Annotated in this window: 17 protein-coding genes; 9 read left to right on the plus strand and 8 right to left on the minus strand. The window is 60.8% G+C overall.

Features of this window, described 5'->3' with window-relative positions; all coding sequences use genetic code 11:
- Positions 1–70 precede the first annotated feature (70 nt).
- Together glcE and glcF are read left to right on the plus strand one after the other, a co-directional pair.
- Positions 71–1,273, plus strand: a complete 1,203-nt coding sequence (glcE, locus tag ATU_RS03270) for a glycolate oxidase subunit GlcE (protein WP_010971052.1) — start codon at positions 71–73, stop codon at positions 1,271–1,273.
- Between the two features lie 15 nt (positions 1,274–1,288).
- The gene (gene glcF, locus ATU_RS03275; RefSeq protein WP_010971053.1) at positions 1,289–2,590 is read left to right on the plus strand and encodes a glycolate oxidase subunit GlcF; all 1,302 of its coding nucleotides are present in this window, start codon (positions 1,289–1,291) and stop codon (positions 2,588–2,590) included.
- On the opposite strand, the gene ATU_RS03280 is transcribed toward glcF, so the two are convergent.
- On the minus strand, positions 2,587–3,246 hold the full coding sequence (locus ATU_RS03280; protein WP_006313139.1) for an outer membrane beta-barrel protein: 660 nt from the start codon (positions 3,244–3,246) through the stop codon (positions 2,587–2,589). The genes glcF and ATU_RS03280 overlap by 4 nt on opposite strands.
- A 259-nt stretch (positions 3,247–3,505) precedes the next feature.
- The gene (locus ATU_RS03285; RefSeq protein ID WP_010971054.1) at positions 3,506–4,282 is read right to left on the minus strand and encodes a L,D-transpeptidase; all 777 of its coding nucleotides are present in this window, start codon (positions 4,280–4,282) and stop codon (positions 3,506–3,508) included.
- Positions 4,283–4,520: 238 nt separating this feature from the next.
- Here ATU_RS03285 and ATU_RS03290 point away from each other — a divergent pair, with 238 nt between their 5' ends.
- Together ATU_RS03290 and ATU_RS03295 are read left to right on the plus strand one after the other, a co-directional pair.
- On the plus strand, positions 4,521–5,150 hold the full coding sequence (locus tag ATU_RS03290) for a DNA-3-methyladenine glycosylase I (RefSeq protein ID WP_010971055.1): 630 nt from the start codon (positions 4,521–4,523) through the stop codon (positions 5,148–5,150).
- Positions 5,147–5,590 carry a hypothetical protein gene (locus ATU_RS03295; protein ID WP_010972617.1) on the plus strand — a complete coding sequence of 148 codons (444 nt, stop codon included), beginning with the start codon at positions 5,147–5,149 and terminating at the stop codon, positions 5,588–5,590. The genes ATU_RS03290 and ATU_RS03295 overlap by 4 nt, the downstream gene beginning before the upstream one ends.
- Positions 5,591–5,615: 25 nt before the next feature.
- Here the strand turns inward: ATU_RS03295 and ATU_RS03300 are convergent, their stop codons facing one another.
- Positions 5,616–6,659: a YeiH family protein gene (locus ATU_RS03300; RefSeq protein WP_035256280.1), complete on the minus strand. Its 1,044-nt coding sequence runs from the start codon at positions 6,657–6,659 to the stop codon at positions 5,616–5,618.
- An 81-nt stretch (positions 6,660–6,740) separates the two neighbouring features.
- On the opposite strand from ATU_RS03300, the gene ATU_RS03305 reads away from it, so the two are divergent.
- Positions 6,741–7,658 (plus strand): LysR family transcriptional regulator, encoded by a 918-nt coding sequence (locus tag ATU_RS03305; protein ID WP_010971057.1) that lies wholly within the window; start codon positions 6,741–6,743, stop codon positions 7,656–7,658.
- 25 nt (positions 7,659–7,683) lie between these two features.
- Here the strand turns inward: ATU_RS03305 and ATU_RS03310 are convergent, their stop codons facing one another.
- From ATU_RS03310 to relB, 3 genes are read right to left on the minus strand one after another with little or no spacing between them, the layout of a single operon-like run.
- Positions 7,684–8,448, minus strand: a complete 765-nt coding sequence (locus tag ATU_RS03310; RefSeq protein WP_010971058.1) for a hypothetical protein — start codon at positions 8,446–8,448, stop codon at positions 7,684–7,686.
- A 6-nt stretch (positions 8,449–8,454) separates the two neighbouring features.
- Positions 8,455–8,724: a type II toxin-antitoxin system RelE family toxin gene (locus ATU_RS03315; protein WP_010971059.1), complete on the minus strand. Its 270-nt coding sequence runs from the start codon at positions 8,722–8,724 to the stop codon at positions 8,455–8,457.
- Positions 8,708–8,935: a type II toxin-antitoxin system RelB family antitoxin gene (gene relB, locus ATU_RS03320; protein ID WP_010971060.1), complete on the minus strand. Its 228-nt coding sequence runs from the start codon at positions 8,933–8,935 to the stop codon at positions 8,708–8,710. The genes ATU_RS03315 and relB overlap by 17 nt, the downstream gene beginning before the upstream one ends.
- A 156-nt stretch (positions 8,936–9,091) precedes the next feature.
- Here relB and hisS point away from each other — a divergent pair, with 156 nt between their 5' ends.
- The 4 genes from hisS to hisG are packed head-to-tail and all read left to right on the plus strand — an operon-like array spanning position 9,092 to position 12,821.
- The gene (gene hisS / locus ATU_RS03325) at positions 9,092–10,615 is read left to right on the plus strand and encodes a histidine--tRNA ligase (RefSeq protein WP_010971061.1); all 1,524 of its coding nucleotides are present in this window, start codon (positions 9,092–9,094) and stop codon (positions 10,613–10,615) included.
- A gap of 4 nt (positions 10,616–10,619) precedes the next feature.
- A complete protein-coding gene (locus ATU_RS03330; RefSeq protein WP_010971062.1) occupies positions 10,620–10,988 on the plus strand; it encodes a VOC family protein in 369 nt (122 codons plus the stop codon).
- Between the two features lie 16 nt (positions 10,989–11,004).
- Complete coding sequence (locus tag ATU_RS03335; protein ID WP_010971063.1) at positions 11,005–12,132, plus strand: ATP phosphoribosyltransferase regulatory subunit; 1,128 nt, start codon at positions 11,005–11,007, stop codon at positions 12,130–12,132.
- Complete coding sequence (gene hisG / locus ATU_RS03340; RefSeq protein ID WP_010971064.1) at positions 12,129–12,821, plus strand: ATP phosphoribosyltransferase; 693 nt, start codon at positions 12,129–12,131, stop codon at positions 12,819–12,821. Before ATU_RS03335 ends, hisG begins: the two co-directional genes overlap by 4 nt.
- Positions 12,822–12,885: 64 nt before the next feature.
- Here the strand turns inward: hisG and ATU_RS03345 are convergent, their stop codons facing one another.
- Both ATU_RS03345 and ATU_RS03350 read right to left on the minus strand, forming a co-directional pair.
- Positions 12,886–13,332, minus strand: coding sequence for a DoxX family protein (locus ATU_RS03345; protein ID WP_006313161.1), 447 nt, complete (start codon positions 13,330–13,332; stop codon positions 12,886–12,888).
- Positions 13,333–13,487: 155 nt separating this feature from the next.
- Positions 13,488–13,922, minus strand: coding sequence for a hypothetical protein (locus ATU_RS03350; protein ID WP_010971066.1), 435 nt, complete (start codon positions 13,920–13,922; stop codon positions 13,488–13,490).
- Positions 13,923–14,402: the final 480 nt, after the last annotated feature.

The following is a 14,402-nucleotide window of genomic DNA, read 5'->3' on the forward strand; positions in this document are numbered from 1 at the left end:
AGATGCCCGGCAGGGCAGAGGGGGGTATCGCTTGCGCAAACCTCGCTATCTCTTGCTCGGAGCGCACCCCATGCTGACCCCCTACGCAGAAATCCAGGTCGCCGACATCATCCGCGACCACGCGACCCGAAAAACCCCGCTGAAAATCATCGGCGGCAACACCCGCTCCGGTTTCGGCAATGCGGTGGCCGCAGCTGAAGCGCTCTCCTCCCGCGCAATGGCTGGCATCGTCGCCTACAACGCGGCCGAAATGGTCATGACCGTCAGGGCCGGCACACCGCTCGCCGCTGTCGAGGCGGCGCTGGCGGAAAACCGGCAGATGATGGCGTTCGAGCCGATGGACCACCGTCCGATCATGGCAACCGAAGGCGAGCCGACCATCGGCGGTGTCTTTGCCGCGAATGTTTCCGGTCCGCGCCGCTACGTGGCCGGTGCGGCGCGTGACAGCCTGCTCGGTATCCGTTTCGTCAATGGCAGCGGCGAGATCATCAAGGCCGGCGGCCGGGTGATGAAGAATGTCACCGGTCTCGACCTTTCGAAGTTCCTCGCTGGTTCCTTCGGCACGCTCGGTTTCCTCACCGAAGTGACCTTCCGCGTATTGCCGAAACCGCCGGCGGAAAAAACCGTCGTCGTATCCGGGCTGGATGACGAGGCGGCGACACGCATCATGGCGGCGGCGATGGCGATGAGCGTCGAGGTCTCTGGCGCGGCGCACCTGCCGGAAAGCGTGCGTTCCCACTTCATCGATGGCGCCCTGCCGGAAGGCCCGGCAACCATTCTGCGGCTGGAAGGGCTCGCCGCCTCGGTGGAAGCGCGCGCGGCCAAACTTCTGTCGGTCATGGATCGGGTCGGTCCATGGACTTTGCTGGAGGGCGAGGACAGCAGGCTTTTGTGGCGGCAGGTGCGTGACGTCGCACCCTATGCCGGGCAGGGTGCCAAACCGCTCTGGAAAGTCTCGGTCGCACCCGCCGCCGGCCACCGGCTGGTCGCGGCGCTGCGCATGGAAGCGGGCATCGACGCCTTTTACGACTGGCAGGGCGGCCTCGTCTGGATGCAGATGGAAGCGGACCCCGAGGCGGATTTGCTGCGCGGTGCTATCCGGGCGCTGGGCGGTGGCCATGCAACCTTGTTGAGGGCGAGCGACGCCGTGCGCGCCTCGGTCGCCGCTTTCGAACCGCGGCCTGCGGCAGAAGCGCTGCTTTCGGCGCGTATCAGGGAGAAGCTCGATCCGGCGGGCATCTTCAACCCCGGCAAGATGGCTGTAACGGTATAAGGGGCGGTCTGAACCATGCAAACATCCTTCACATCAGAACAGCTGGCCGATCCGCATGTGGCGGAATCCGAAAAAATCCTGCGCAAATGTGTGCATTGCGGTTTCTGCACTGCCACCTGTCCCACCTATGTCACGCTTGGCAATGAGCTGGACAGCCCGCGCGGCCGCATCTACCTCATCAAGGACATGCTGGAAAACAGCCGCCCGGCCGACCGCGAAGTGGTCACCCATATCGACCGCTGTCTCTCCTGCCTTGCCTGCACCACTACCTGTCCCTCCGGCGTGGATTATATGCATCTGGTGGATCACGCGCGCGCCCACATCGAACAGACATACAAGCGCCCCTCCATGGACCGGCTGATCCGCAATCTTCTGGTTGCCGTCCTGCCGCATCCCGGCCGCTTCCGGCTGGCTCTGCATCTGGCAAGGCTGGCGCGGCCCTTCTCGGGTCTGCTTGCCAAGTCTCCGGCGCTGAAGCCGCTGCAATCCATGCTCGCTCTTGCCCCCGCTGCGGTGCCGCCGGCCTCCGCATCCGCCCGTCCGGGCGCACGCCCAGCGGAAGGCGAAAAGCGCGGGCGCGTTGCCCTCCTCACCGGCTGCGCCCAGCCGGTGCTCGACCCTGGAATCAACGAGGCGACGCTGCGTCTGCTCGCCCGGCTCGGCATCGAGGTCGTGGTGCCAAGAGGCGAGGGCTGCTGCGGTTCGCTGGTGCATCACATGGGCCGTGAGGAAGAGGCACTCGCCTCCGCCCGGCGGAATGTCGATGTCTGGATGCGGGAGATGGAAGAGGGCGGTCTCGACGCCATCATCATCACCGCGTCCGGCTGCGGCACCACCATCAAGGATTATGGCCATATGCTGCGGCTCGATCCAGCCTATGCCGAAAAAGCCGCGCGTGTCTCGGCGCTTGCGAAGGACATCACCGAATATCTCGCCAGCCTCGATCTGCCGCAAAGGCAGAGCCAAGGGCTGACGGTCGCCTATCATTCCGCCTGCTCCATGCAGCATGGCCAGAAGATTACGCTGGCGCCGAAACAGCTCTTGAAAGCGGCAGGTTTCACGGTGCGTGATCCGGCGGAAGGGCATCTGTGCTGCGGCTCGGCTGGAACCTACAACATCCTGCAGCCGGAAATTTCGAGCAAGCTCAAGGCGCGCAAGGTGAAAAATATCGAAGCCACAAGGGCGGATGTCATTGCGACAGGCAATATCGGCTGCATCACGCAGATCGGAACCGGTACGGATATGCCGATCCTGCACACGGTGGAACTGCTGGACTGGGCTTATGGCGGGCCGAAGCCGGCGAGGCTTTTGGTTTAAAACTTATACGCCACGCCGAAATTCACCGCATTGGTGATGACGTCGGTCTTCAACGAGCCGCCATTGTCGATATCCACGTCGATAAAGGAATAGGTGCCCTTATATTCCACGAAGGTCGACCAGCTGTCGGTGATGCGGTAGCTGAGCCCGGCCTGTGCCTGCAGGGTGGCGCCGCCGAACTGGTATTCGAAGGTCTTGCCTGACGGGCGGTACACTTCCACATGCGGCACGTTAATGCCGACGCCGGCGCCCACATAAGGGGTGATCGGCAGGGATTCCAGCGGGAAGCGATAGAGTGCATTCAGCGTCAGAAGGTTCAGGCCGTCGGTAAATTCGAAATGCGACCAGCCGGAACGGGCAAGCGTCTCGTCGTCCGCATAGACCTTGTCATGGGTGAAATCGAGCGAGATACCGAAATTCCGCAGCTGGCCCTCATCGAACCAGTAGGTGCCACGCACGCCCCAATAGGGCGGGTTGGAGAAGGACTTGCCTTCCCATCCGGCGCGGAAATCCGGCCCGTCGGACACCGTCACATCGCTGTGTGGCGCGCTTTGCCAGCCGCCATAACCGGAAATTTCAAATTCGCCTGCGGTTGCGGCGGAGAAGGAGACGCCGCTGAAGAGCAGGGCGCAAACAAGTAAAGTATGGCGCGACATTTAAGAGAATCCGAATTGATATCAGAAATGCACCAAACCGTTTTTTGATAACAGTTGAATGACAGAAACGAAAAACGGGCGGTCAGCTGACCACCCGTCTTAAGGCCGTTCCATCATCCCCCCGGAGAGGTCCGGCGCCTGGCGTCCCCCGCCAAGTTCGTTTAATTCAAGTGAGGATTGTACCGCTGCGAGACAGCAATTCAAGCGGATAAGACCTTATGCCGGCCTTACTACGTCCGGAATGGCCGAACCGTTGCTGTCATATCACTATGACCCTGGTTCCGACGTTGACGCGCTCGTAAAGATCGGTGACATCCTCGTTGCGCATGCGGATGCAGCCGGAGGAATTGTTGCTGCCGATCGTCCAGGGCTGGTTGGTGCCGTGGATGCGGTAAAGCGTCGAGCCGAGATACATGGCGCGTGCGCCCATGGGGTTGGCCGGGCCGCCTTCCATGAAGGCCGGCAGGTAGTGTCCCTTGGTCGCCTCGCGGCTGATCATTTCCTTCGGTGGGGTCCAGCTTGGCCATTCTGCCTTGCGGGTCACTTTGTGGGTTCCGGCCCATTCAAAGCCGGGCTTGCCGACGCCGACGCCGTAACGCCGGGCCTTGCCATCGGCGAGGACGAGATAGAGGAAGCGGTTCGGCGTATCGATGACGATGGTGCCGGGTTTTTCGGCGGTCTGATAGCTGACGATCTGCGGCAGGAATTGCGGCGCGATCTGAGTGCGCATCGGTGCGTTGGGGCGCACGGCGGCATTCTGCACCCGCGCCGGACGCTGCGATGTGACGCCGGAACTGGGGCGCTGCGGCATGGCGACCTGACGCTGCTGGAACAGCGGCTGGCGGGCGGCAGGCGCGCGCGGATAAACCACGGGGCGCACATTGCTGCGGCCGCCAAGCTGGGTAACCCAGGGGGCGGAAAGGTCCGGGCTGACGACGACGGGCGGGCGCTCGCGATACCGCTCATTGGCCATCGCGGCCGGGACGGCGAGGGTGGAAACGAGGCTCAGCGCCAGAAAAACGGACTTCATCGGCATCGGGTGGACTCTCTCTGCGGGATGTCGCAACAATGGAAATCGCGGGATCATTCACCCGCTTTGCCGGATACGTTCGCACCTCCACGCCAGCGAATCGTAAATGGCTGTTCATTAAAAAGCGCTTGGTTAAGGAAAGCTGGATTTAAGGTTAGCGCCCGGTTTTGAAACGTGGTGAATGAGTGGTAAGCGCGTTGTTCAAACCGGTTGCGGGCAGAAGTGGAAAAGGGTGGTCGCGGGAATGATTGAAGCGGGACTTGAGACGGGTGCGGATGGCCGCGTGCGGTGTTTCTGGCAGCAGGGGCTGGACGACTACAGCCGCTATCACGATGAGGAATGGGGTTATCCCGTGACCGATGATCGCCGCCTGTTCGAGAAGATTTGCCTCGAAGGTTTCCAGTCCGGGCTTTCCTGGCTCACTGTCCTGCGCAAGCGCGAGGCGTTCCGGCTTGCCTTTGCCAATTTCGAATTCGAAAAAGTGGCGGAGTTCGGTGACGCCGATATCGAGCGCTGCCTTGCCGACAAGGGCATCATCCGCCATCGCGGCAAGATCGTTTCCACCATCAATAATGCCCGCCGTGCCATGGCGCTACGCGATGAATTCGGTTCGCTCGCGCGTTATTTCTGGGGTTTCGAACCCGCCGCCGCAGAAAGGCCGCAAAGGCTGGACTATGCGACGTTAAGGGCCAACCCCACCAGCGCCGCCTCCATCCGCCTTTCCAAGGATTTAAAAAAGCGGGGCTGGACCTTCGTCGGCCCGACGACCGTCTATGCATTCATGCAGGCCATGGGTATGGTCAACGACCATATCGAAGGCTGTCATTGCCGCCAGCCGATAGAGGTCATGCGGCGGGAGTTTGTACGTCCATGAAGGTAACCTCCCTTCTTCTGGCGCTCACCATGGCCGCCGCCGCCGTGCCGCATCCATCCTTGGCGGAAAGCCGCAATGTCGATGGCATCTGGCTCGATGACGGTGAAAGCCTGAAGGAAGTGGCCCTGCCTCCGGCGGGACCGCTGACGCTGGATGGCTGGACGCGGCGCGGGCGTGGCGATGTCTATCGGCTGAAGGTGAAGGCGGGGCAGACGGTGAAGATCGAGCTTGCAGCCTCCAGCGAATTTGTGCTGATGGCTGTCTTCGATTTTTCGACGCCGGATGAGGACGCGATCTTCTTCAGCGATTCCCAGGGCAAGGTTGCAACCCTGACGCCGAAGGCGGATACGGAGTGGCTGATCCGCCCGACGTTGATCCTGGGTTCTCCGCGGCGTGGGCTCGGCGCGCATTACATATTGACGGTCAGCACCGGTAAATAAAGCTCAGCAGCAAGACCTAGGCTGCTCAGGCCGCCTGCGTCAGCAGGATCAGGCCGAAGCTCAGAACACCCAGCAACACGAGCGACAGGCTGGCGGCAATGATGACCTTGCCACCGGCATGGCGAAGACTGCGAATATCGACCGATAGTCCGAGAGCCGCCATCGACATGATGGTGAGGATGTTGGAGAGCGAGGCTACGGGGGAAAGCAGCGCCTCGGGGATGAGGCCGAAGGAGCGCGCCATGATCATCAGCACGAAACCGATGATGAACCACGGAACCATCTGTTGCAGCTTCAGGCGTCCCTTGCCGGACTGACCGTGGATGACGGAGAGAGTGGCGATGACCGGACCCAGCATCAGCACGCGGATGAGCTTGACGATGGTGCCCGTCTGCACGGCCACGGCTCCAAGCGGTGCGGTGGCGGCCAGAACTTGGGGCACGGCATAGACCGTGAGGCCGGCGAAGATGCCATATTGGGTCGCATCAAGGCCAAGCAGCTGCGGTAGAAAAGGCATCAGCAACACGGCGACAACGCCGAGAACCGCGGTGAAGGCGATCGAGGCGGCGACATCTTCCGGCTTGGCGCCGATGGCGGGCGCAGCAGCAGCAATGGCGGAATTGCCGCAGATGGAATTGCCGCAGGCGATCAGCGTCGCAAGCTTGGGCGGCAGGCCTAGCATCCGCCCGGCGGCATAGCTGAAGACCAGCGACAGCGCCACGATCAGCGCGATGCCGCCAATCAGTAAGCCGCCAGCGCCCTTGAGAATGGAAAGACTCAAGGATGCGCCGAGAAGCGCCACCGCGATTTCAAGCAGGGTCTTGGCACTGAACTTTATACCCGCCGACGCGACTACAGGCAGCGACACCAACGAACGCAAAAGCGTACCGATCAGGATGGCAAGCACCAGATCGCCAAGCCAGGCGTGACCCGCAATCCGCACCTGAAAACGCTCTGCCAGAATGGCGGCGCAGCTAACTGCCGCGCAGATGAGAATGCCCGGCAGAAGCGGGCTGAGCCAGCGGAGCGAAAACTGAAACGGATGAGCGAGGGTGCGATGTTGTGCCATGGGCCGACAATGCCGTAGTCGCCTGTTTTATTCTATCAAATAATATGGCATATATCGTTCGATAAAATCGAATGAAACGCAATGACCTTCGAACAACTCCGTATTTTCATCGCCGTCGCCGAACGCGAACATCTGACCCGCGCCGCCGAAGCCATCGGCCTCACGGCTTCCGCCGTCAGTTCCGCCATCAAGAATCTCGAGGCCTTTTATAATGTCGAGCTGTTCCACCGCGTCGGCCGCAACATCGAGTTGACCGAAAGCGGCCGGGCCTTTCTGGGCGAGGCCAAGGCGACGCTGGCGCGTGTGCGCAATGCCGAATTGATTCTCTCTGAGATGGGCGGCCTGACGCGCGGCGAAATTACCGTGTGCGCCAGCCAGACCATTGCAAGCTACTGGCTGCCGCCGATCCTGATGCAGTTCAAGAAACTCTATCCCGGCGTGACGGTCCGGCTGGATATCGGCAATACCAAGACGGTAACGCAGGCGGTGCTGGATGGTCTGGCGGAGGTTGGTTTCATCGAAGGCAAGATTGACGAGCCGGCATTGATGGTGCAGCCGGTCGTGTCAGACAAGCTTCTGGTCGTCACCGGTTCGGCCCATCCTTTCGCTGACGGCCGTTATCTGACCGCGCTCGATATGCTTTACGGCACATCCTGGGTTCTGCGCGAACAGGGCTCCGGCACGCGTTCCGCCTTCGAAGCAGCGGTGCGGCAGATGGGGGTGGATCCGGCTGAGCTGTCCGTCATGCTCGAATTGCCATCCAATGAGGCGGTGGTGATGGCGGCCCGCTCCGGTGGCGCTGCCACCGCCGTCTCCGCTTCCGTTGCGTCGCTTTTTCTGCGGCAGGGCCTGCTGGTCCGCGCCGGCATCGATCTGCCGGCACGCAATTTTGCTCTGTTGCGCCACAAGGAGCGCCATACCAGCCGCGCGGCGATGGAACTGGAGCGCCTCAGCCGGGCGGCGTCGGAGGATTACAAGGCGGGTCTTGCGGGGTTGTAGGCCGAAGACGCAAGGCGCGTGACGATCACGTCATTTCCCGCGCAATGACGTGATGCACGATGCGATAATCCCGGCTTTCCTCCCCGAAGGGCGCGAGCGGCCAGTCCCATGCGGCGGCAGGCGAGGCAATCTCGATGCCATGCAGCAGGTCTTCATGCTGCTGCACGCTACCATCCTTGCCAATGACGTCGAAGGCGGTGTCCGTCACCAGACAGACCTTGCAGGGCAGGCCGGCCAGCGCATCGAGATGTGTCTGAATGAGTTTTGGCAAAAGATCACCAGGCACATTCGCAATTTTCTCCCGTTCCAGCCGATGCTGTGCCCCGGTGCCGATCTGCGACAGGAGGTTGGCCGAGACAACGAAATCGAGATAGGGCACGCGCCGCAGGAAATCGAGCGGTTCCGCGGGCCGGCCGGCCAAAAGGTCATCGAAGCCGGAAAGGTCGCGATTGGCGATGCGGACGTTCTTTTTGGCATTGAGCCGCAGCTTCGCCTGCACGCTGGCAAGGTGCACCAGATCGACCATAACGACGGTATCGAACATCGCCACCAGCGCATCATGGGGCACATCCCGCAACAGGCCGGACCCCAGCACGACAGCCGTCCGTCGCTGCTTCAGCTTTTTCGCCGATTGCAGCACGAATTGCCGGCTGTTGTTCTCATGCTCCGCCCAGGCTTTCGCGCACCGATTGGCGCGCGCCCAGAGGTTGACGGAATAGCGGACATGCGGCCGGAATTCTTTCGGCGTGACCGCACGGGTGGCGGCATATTGCAGGGCTTCGAGGATCATGAATGCCTAACGGTAAATTTCACGGCGATGGCCGATTTCGACCACCAGAACGACCAGCTTTTGGTCCTGTATATCGCAGATGATGCGGTAATCGCCCACCCGGTAACGCCAGAAATTTCCGAGTTCGGAACCTTGCAGTGTAGCGCCGATCTGGCGCGGGTCGTCCAGTGCGGCCAGCCTTTCATGGAGAAAACTGCGGATGCGCCGGCGCACTTCCGGATTTATTTTGCGCATCTCTTTCTGCACAAGCGTGTGATATTCAATTGTCCAGATCACGCCAGAACTCCTCGGCGCTTATAATCTTCGATTCTCCGCGCTGAATGCGCCGCGTCGCCTCTTCGGCAAGATAGAGGTCTTCCATATCCTCGATATGCTTCTCGATCGCCTCGCGGATATAATAGGCGGATGTGCGGCCGGTCCGCTCAGACAGCGCCTTCAGCCGCTCATAGGTCTCGTCCGGCAGGCGAATGGCCGTCTGTTTGCTCATTGCTTGCGTCCTTTCCGACTAAAATGGGATACATGCATCCCATATAGCATGGCTTGCCCTGCGCTGCCAGTAAAACCAAAGCCTTTGCGGCTTGCCGCACAGGGCTTCATCCTCTAATACACCGGCATAATTTCAGGAAAATATCGGATCGGCATCATGAGCGAAAAAGCAAAAAAGCCTCAGAAACTGAAAGCCCGCCTGCCGCGCGGCTTCGTGGATCGTTCGGCTGCCGATATCCATGCCACCAATGAGATGGTCGACAAGATCCGTAGGGTCTACGAGCTTTACGGCTTCGATCCGATCGAGACCCCTCTGTTCGAATATACCGATGCGCTCGGCAAGTTCCTGCCCGATAGCGACCGCCCGAACGAAGGCGTGTTTTCGCTGCAGGACGACGACGACCAATGGATGAGCCTGCGGTACGATCTGACCGCGCCGCTCGCCCGTCATGTTGCGGAAAATTTCAACGAAATACAGCTGCCCTACCGCACCTATCGCGCCGGTTACGTCTTCCGCAATGAAAAGCCCGGCCCCGGCCGCTTCCGGCAATTCATGCAGTTCGATGCCGATACGGTGGGTGCTGCCGGTGTGCAGGCCGATGCCGAAATGTGCATGATGATGGCCGATACCATGGAAGCGCTCGGTATCGCGCGCGGCGACTATGTCATCCGCGTCAACAACCGCAAGGTGCTCGACGGCGTCATGGAAGCCATCGGTCTCGGCGGAGAGGACAATGCCGGTCGCCGCCTGAATGTGCTGCGCGCCATCGACAAGCTCGACAAGTTCGGCCCGGAAGGCGTGAAGCTGCTGCTCGGGCCTGGCCGCAAGGATGAATCCGGTGATTTCACCAAGGGTGCGGGTCTTGGCGATGAACAGATCGAAAAAGTGCTGTTCTTCGTTGGTATCAAGGATTATGCGGCAAGCGCTGATGATCTCGCAAAACTGGTTGCGGGCACATCCAAAGGCGAGGAAGGCGTTGATGAACTGAACACCATAGGCGCTCTGGTTTCCGGTGCCGGTTATGACGCAACACGCATCAAGATCGATCCCTCTGTCGTTCGCGGTCTCGAATATTACACCGGCCCGGTCTATGAGGCTGAGCTGACCTTCGACGTCACCAATGAAAAGGGCGAAAAGGTCGTGTTCGGCTCGGTCGGCGGTGGCGGTCGTTACGATGGTCTCGTCTCGCGCTTCATGGGTCAGCCGGTTCCAGCCACGGGCTTCTCCATCGGTGTCTCGCGCCTGATGACGGCGCTGAAGAACCTCGGCAAGCTTGGGCAGGTCAAGCCGCTCGCACCCGTCCTCATCACCGTCATGGACGGCGATGTGGAGAGCATGGGCCGTTACCAGCGCTTCACCCAGGCGCTGCGCGCCGAGGGCATCCGCGCCGAAATGTACCAGGGCAACTGGAAGAAATTCGGCAACCAGCTGAAATATGCCGATCGCCTCGGCTCTCCCATCGCCATCATCCAGGGCGGTGACGAGCGCGCCGAAGGCGTCGTGCAGATCAAGGATCTGATCGAAGGCAAGCGCCTCTCCGGCGAAATCGAGGACAATGCGAGCTGGCGCGAGGCGCGTGTGGCACAGGTCAGCGTGCCGGAAGCCGAGCTGGTGGCGAAGGTCCGCGAGATTCTGGAGCATCAGGCAGAGGACGTTCGCCGCGCCGCCGAAGGGCGCTGAAGCCATGGCGATCCTCGCGCTCGATCATGTTCAACTGGCGATGCCGGCGGGCCGCGAAGAAGAAGCGCGCCGGTTTTACGGTGACCTGCTCGGTTTCGCGGAGCAGGCAAAACCCGCAAATCTAGCCATGCGCGGCGGCTGCTGGTTCATCTGCGGCCTGATGAAACTGCATCTTGGCGTCGAGCAGGATTTCCGCCCGGCGCGGAAAGCCCATCCGGCCTTTCTGGTCGATGATCTGGTGAGCCTGCGAAAAACACTTGAAACAGCGGGCTGCCATGTGGTTGAGGATGAGCCGCTTGAAGGATATCACCGGTTTTATGTCCATGATCCCTTCGGAAACCGCATCGAAATGATGCAGCCGCTCGAACCGTGACGAAAAGTAACGTTCCATGCCCCTGATCGACATGCCGGAATTTGCCGGAGAGCTACTGGAAGAATTCGCCGCGCGCCGCACAAGCCGCGTGAACACGCCTGTGATCCAGCCCGCCGAACCGTTTCTGGATATGGCCGGCGAGGATTTGCGCCGCCGTATCTTCATGACGGAGAGCGAAACGGGTGAGAGCCTCTGCCTGCGCCCCGAATTCACCATCCCCGTCTGCCTGCGCCATATCGAGACCGCGACCGGCACGCCGAAGCGTTATTCCTATCTCGGTGAAGTCTTCCGCCAGCGCCGTGAGGGTGCGAGCGAGTTTTATCAGGCCGGCATCGAAGACCTCGGCGATACCGATATTGCCGCCGCCGATGCCCGTGTCGTCATCGACGCGACCGCCATTCTGCAGCGTCTGCTGCCCGGCCGCTCGCTTGCCGTCACGCTGGGCGACCAGCAGGTGTTTGAAGCCGTTGTCGCAGCGCTTGGCCTGCCGCTCGGCTGGCAGAAACGGCTGGTGCAGGCTTTCGGCGACATGGCGCAGCTCGACGCGCTGCTGGAAAGCCTCGTGCATCCCAAGCCGATGACGGGGCTGGACGCCCGGGTCGCCGGCCTTCTGGCGACGGGCGACGAGGCGGTGCTGGTCGATTATCTCGATACGGTGATGCAGGAAACCGGCTATTCCACCAATGCCAGCCGCTCACCGCTCGAAATCGCCCGCCGTCTGCGGGAGAAGCTCGCGCTCGCGGCGACGCGCCTGCCGGATGAGAGCTTCGAACTGCTCAAACAGTTCCTGGCCTTGCAGGCGCCCCTGCCGCAGGCCTCGCAGGTTCTTGGCGATTTCGCCGCAAGGGCGAAGCTGAAGCTGGACGGCGCGCTTTCCGCTTTCGATAAACGCGTTGCGGCCCTTGCCAATGCCGGTGTCGATCTTGAAACCGTCACCTATGGTGCCGCCTTTGGCCGCCCGCTCGATTATTATACTGGCCTCGTTTTCGAGGTGGTGGAGGCGGGCAGCGACAGCGTTCTGGCCGGCGGCGGCCGTTACGACCGGCTGCTTACGCTTCTCGGCGCACAGGAAAAAATACCGGCCGTGGGCTTCTCGCTCTGGCTGGATCGCATCAAAGCGGTGCGTGGGAGCGACAAACCATGATCACCATCGCATTGCCCTCAAAAGGCCGGATGAAGGAAGACGCCTCCGCCGTTCTGGAACGCGCCGGGCTGAAGGTTGCGTCAGTCGGTAACGACCGCTCCTATCGCGGTCGCATCGAAGGACGTGACGATATCGAGGTCGCCTATCTGTCGGCCTCCGAGATCGCCCGCGAGATTGGCGCCGGCACGGTGGATTTCGGCGTGACCGGGGAAGACCTGGTGCGCGAGGGGTTGACCAATGCCGACGCGCAGGTGGAGTTCTGCGCCCGCCTCGGTTTCGGCCATGCCGATGTCGTGGTCGCGGTGCCGGAAATCTGGCTCGATGTGGACAGCATGGCCGATCTGGGCGATGTGGCATCCGAATTCCGCGCCCGCCATGGCCGGAGACTGGCGATCGCCACCAAATATTGGCGGCTGACGCAGCAGTTCTTTTCACGCCAGCACGGCATTCAGCTTTACCGCATCGTCGAAAGCCTTGGCGCCACTGAGGGCGCGCCTGCGGCAGGGCAGGCGGATATCATCGTCGATATCACCTCCACCGGCTCGACGCTGAAGGCCAATCACCTGAAAATCCTCTCCGACGGCATCATCGTTCGCTCGGAAGCCTGCTTCGTGCGCGCCCGCAAACCGGAGCATGAAGGCGATGCAGCGATTCAGGAAATCGCGTCGCGGATAAAAGCGGCCGTCTGAAAACACAAAAGAAAAAAAGCCGCCGGATCGCTCCGGCGGCTTTTTTGTCGGACAGCCTGTTTACTCAGGCGCGAGCGGCAACAAAGCCGCGCTTCGCGTCGACCGAGTAGGCACCTGCGCCGAAGGTTGCGAGCAGGATATAGGCGCCGGCAAGGGTGATGTTCTTCATCATCATGATGCCGTTCAGCGTGTTGATCCAGCCGAGAGCAGGCTCAGGCCAGCCGGGAACGGCAACGGTGCCGCTGTGGAAAACGAGACCGGTAAAGACGCAGAAGACGGCAAGCGCCCAGGCGGCAATTTTGGTCTGGAAACCGGCGAGGATGGCAAGACCGGCCACCAGTTCGAAGAGACCTGCGAGATAGGCAAGCGCGGTTGCGGCAGGCATGCCGGCGCCCGCGATCATGCCGGCGGTGCCGGCCGGATCGGTGAGTTTGCCGAAGCCGGAATAGATGAAGATGAAGGAAAGCAGAATGCGGGCGATAAGAACGAGAGCGTTCTGGCTGCTGGACATGGAGTATCTCCGGTAAGTGATCGGCGTGTCGCCGATGAGCTGCATGGCAATGTCTGGAGATACTAATGGCTGAAAATCACTAATCCAGAAAGATGAACGGCAGACGACAAATTGTCTTCATTTTGTGAACGATAAGCGAGTGTCGGTGCGTAATCTTAGGCGGCGAAGCGAATATCTTCGAAACGCGGGAACAGGAAAAGCCCGGATATACGCCCCTGCTGCCCATCTTCAAAACCGGACGATTCACCCATGCAGATGACCGGTTGCCGCATCGCCGGCAAGATGGAGACGCTTGTCGAGAAACAGAACCGTGAGGGTTCGGTAGAGACCTGCTCGAAAAGCTCCAGCACGCGGGCATGGTCACCACGGTCGTAACAGCGGACAAGGCTGAGCAGCCCACATTCGCCCGGTGGCAGGCCGTGCATGAAGGAAGTGTGTTCGCCGAGCCGGATGACACCGCTGGAAAGTTCGCTGCTCCATTCCTCCGAAATGAAGAAATGAGACAGGGTGCGGGGATCGGGCGTGGTCGTCACCGCCGCCGGCAGAGCATCGTTGCGTCTTGATATTTCAAACAAATCGCGCCCCCGCATGAACACATGCCAGTGCCACCATTTCTAGCGACCCTGCCAGGTTTAACCTTTACCGCCATCCGCAGTCGAACGTGTTTGCCCAGCATCGAACCCCTTCAATGCTCGCCGTCCCGTCGCGGAACCCTTACGGGGGCTGACTTATAGTTTATTTTTTCCTACCGACAACAACCAGTCGGGGAGAAAATCAAAAATATTATGTATTCCTTCTTCAAAATCGCGAGAGATATGAAAAAGCACAACTAAATAGCGCACTTATAAGTAAGGAAAAATGGGAATCGACCGCCTCGCGGCGCTGTGATTCGCCTATCGTGATGTCATTATTGCACGGTTTGCCCAGCACAAGCCGGGTAAAGTTATCAGTGTCCCAAAAAGAAACAATATTTGGCCCGTTGGTTTCGGTGCAGGGCCGCCGGGATTGCATGGGCGGCAACGAGAAAAGGGCGATCCGAAGACCGCTCTTTCGTATTCCAGAGGCAGGAC

It is taken from the genome of Agrobacterium fabrum str. C58, from assembly GCF_000092025.1.
Lineage (GTDB): Bacteria > Pseudomonadota > Alphaproteobacteria > Rhizobiales > Rhizobiaceae > Agrobacterium > Agrobacterium fabrum.

Bases quoted from the DNA above. Each gene is read 5' to 3' on its own strand.
- glcE (WP_010971052.1), top strand. From the start codon at position 71: ATGCTGACCCCCTACGCAGAAATCCAGGTCGCCGACATCATCCGCGAC.
- glcF (WP_010971053.1), top strand. From the start codon at position 1,289: ATGCAAACATCCTTCACATCAGAACAGCTGGCCGATCCGCATGTGGCG.
- ATU_RS03280 (WP_006313139.1), bottom strand. From the start codon at position 3,246: ATGTCGCGCCATACTTTACTTGTTTGCGCCCTGCTCTTCAGCGGCGTC.
- ATU_RS03285 (WP_010971054.1), bottom strand. From the start codon at position 4,282: ATGCCGATGAAGTCCGTTTTTCTGGCGCTGAGCCTCGTTTCCACCCTC.
- ATU_RS03290 (WP_010971055.1), top strand. From the start codon at position 4,521: ATGATTGAAGCGGGACTTGAGACGGGTGCGGATGGCCGCGTGCGGTGT.
- ATU_RS03295 (WP_010972617.1), top strand. From the start codon at position 5,147: ATGAAGGTAACCTCCCTTCTTCTGGCGCTCACCATGGCCGCCGCCGCC.
- ATU_RS03300 (WP_035256280.1), bottom strand. From the start codon at position 6,659: ATGGCACAACATCGCACCCTCGCTCATCCGTTTCAGTTTTCGCTCCGC.
- ATU_RS03305 (WP_010971057.1), top strand. From the start codon at position 6,741: ATGACCTTCGAACAACTCCGTATTTTCATCGCCGTCGCCGAACGCGAA.
- ATU_RS03310 (WP_010971058.1), bottom strand. From the start codon at position 8,448: ATGATCCTCGAAGCCCTGCAATATGCCGCCACCCGTGCGGTCACGCCG.
- relB (WP_010971060.1), bottom strand. From the start codon at position 8,935: ATGAGCAAACAGACGGCCATTCGCCTGCCGGACGAGACCTATGAGCGG.
- hisS (WP_010971061.1), top strand. From the start codon at position 9,092: ATGAGCGAAAAAGCAAAAAAGCCTCAGAAACTGAAAGCCCGCCTGCCG.
- ATU_RS03330 (WP_010971062.1), top strand. From the start codon at position 10,620: ATGGCGATCCTCGCGCTCGATCATGTTCAACTGGCGATGCCGGCGGGC.
- ATU_RS03335 (WP_010971063.1), top strand. From the start codon at position 11,005: ATGCCCCTGATCGACATGCCGGAATTTGCCGGAGAGCTACTGGAAGAA.
- hisG (WP_010971064.1), top strand. From the start codon at position 12,129: ATGATCACCATCGCATTGCCCTCAAAAGGCCGGATGAAGGAAGACGCC.
- ATU_RS03345 (WP_006313161.1), bottom strand. From the start codon at position 13,332: ATGTCCAGCAGCCAGAACGCTCTCGTTCTTATCGCCCGCATTCTGCTT.
- ATU_RS03350 (WP_010971066.1), bottom strand. From the start codon at position 13,922: ATGCGGGGGCGCGATTTGTTTGAAATATCAAGACGCAACGATGCTCTG.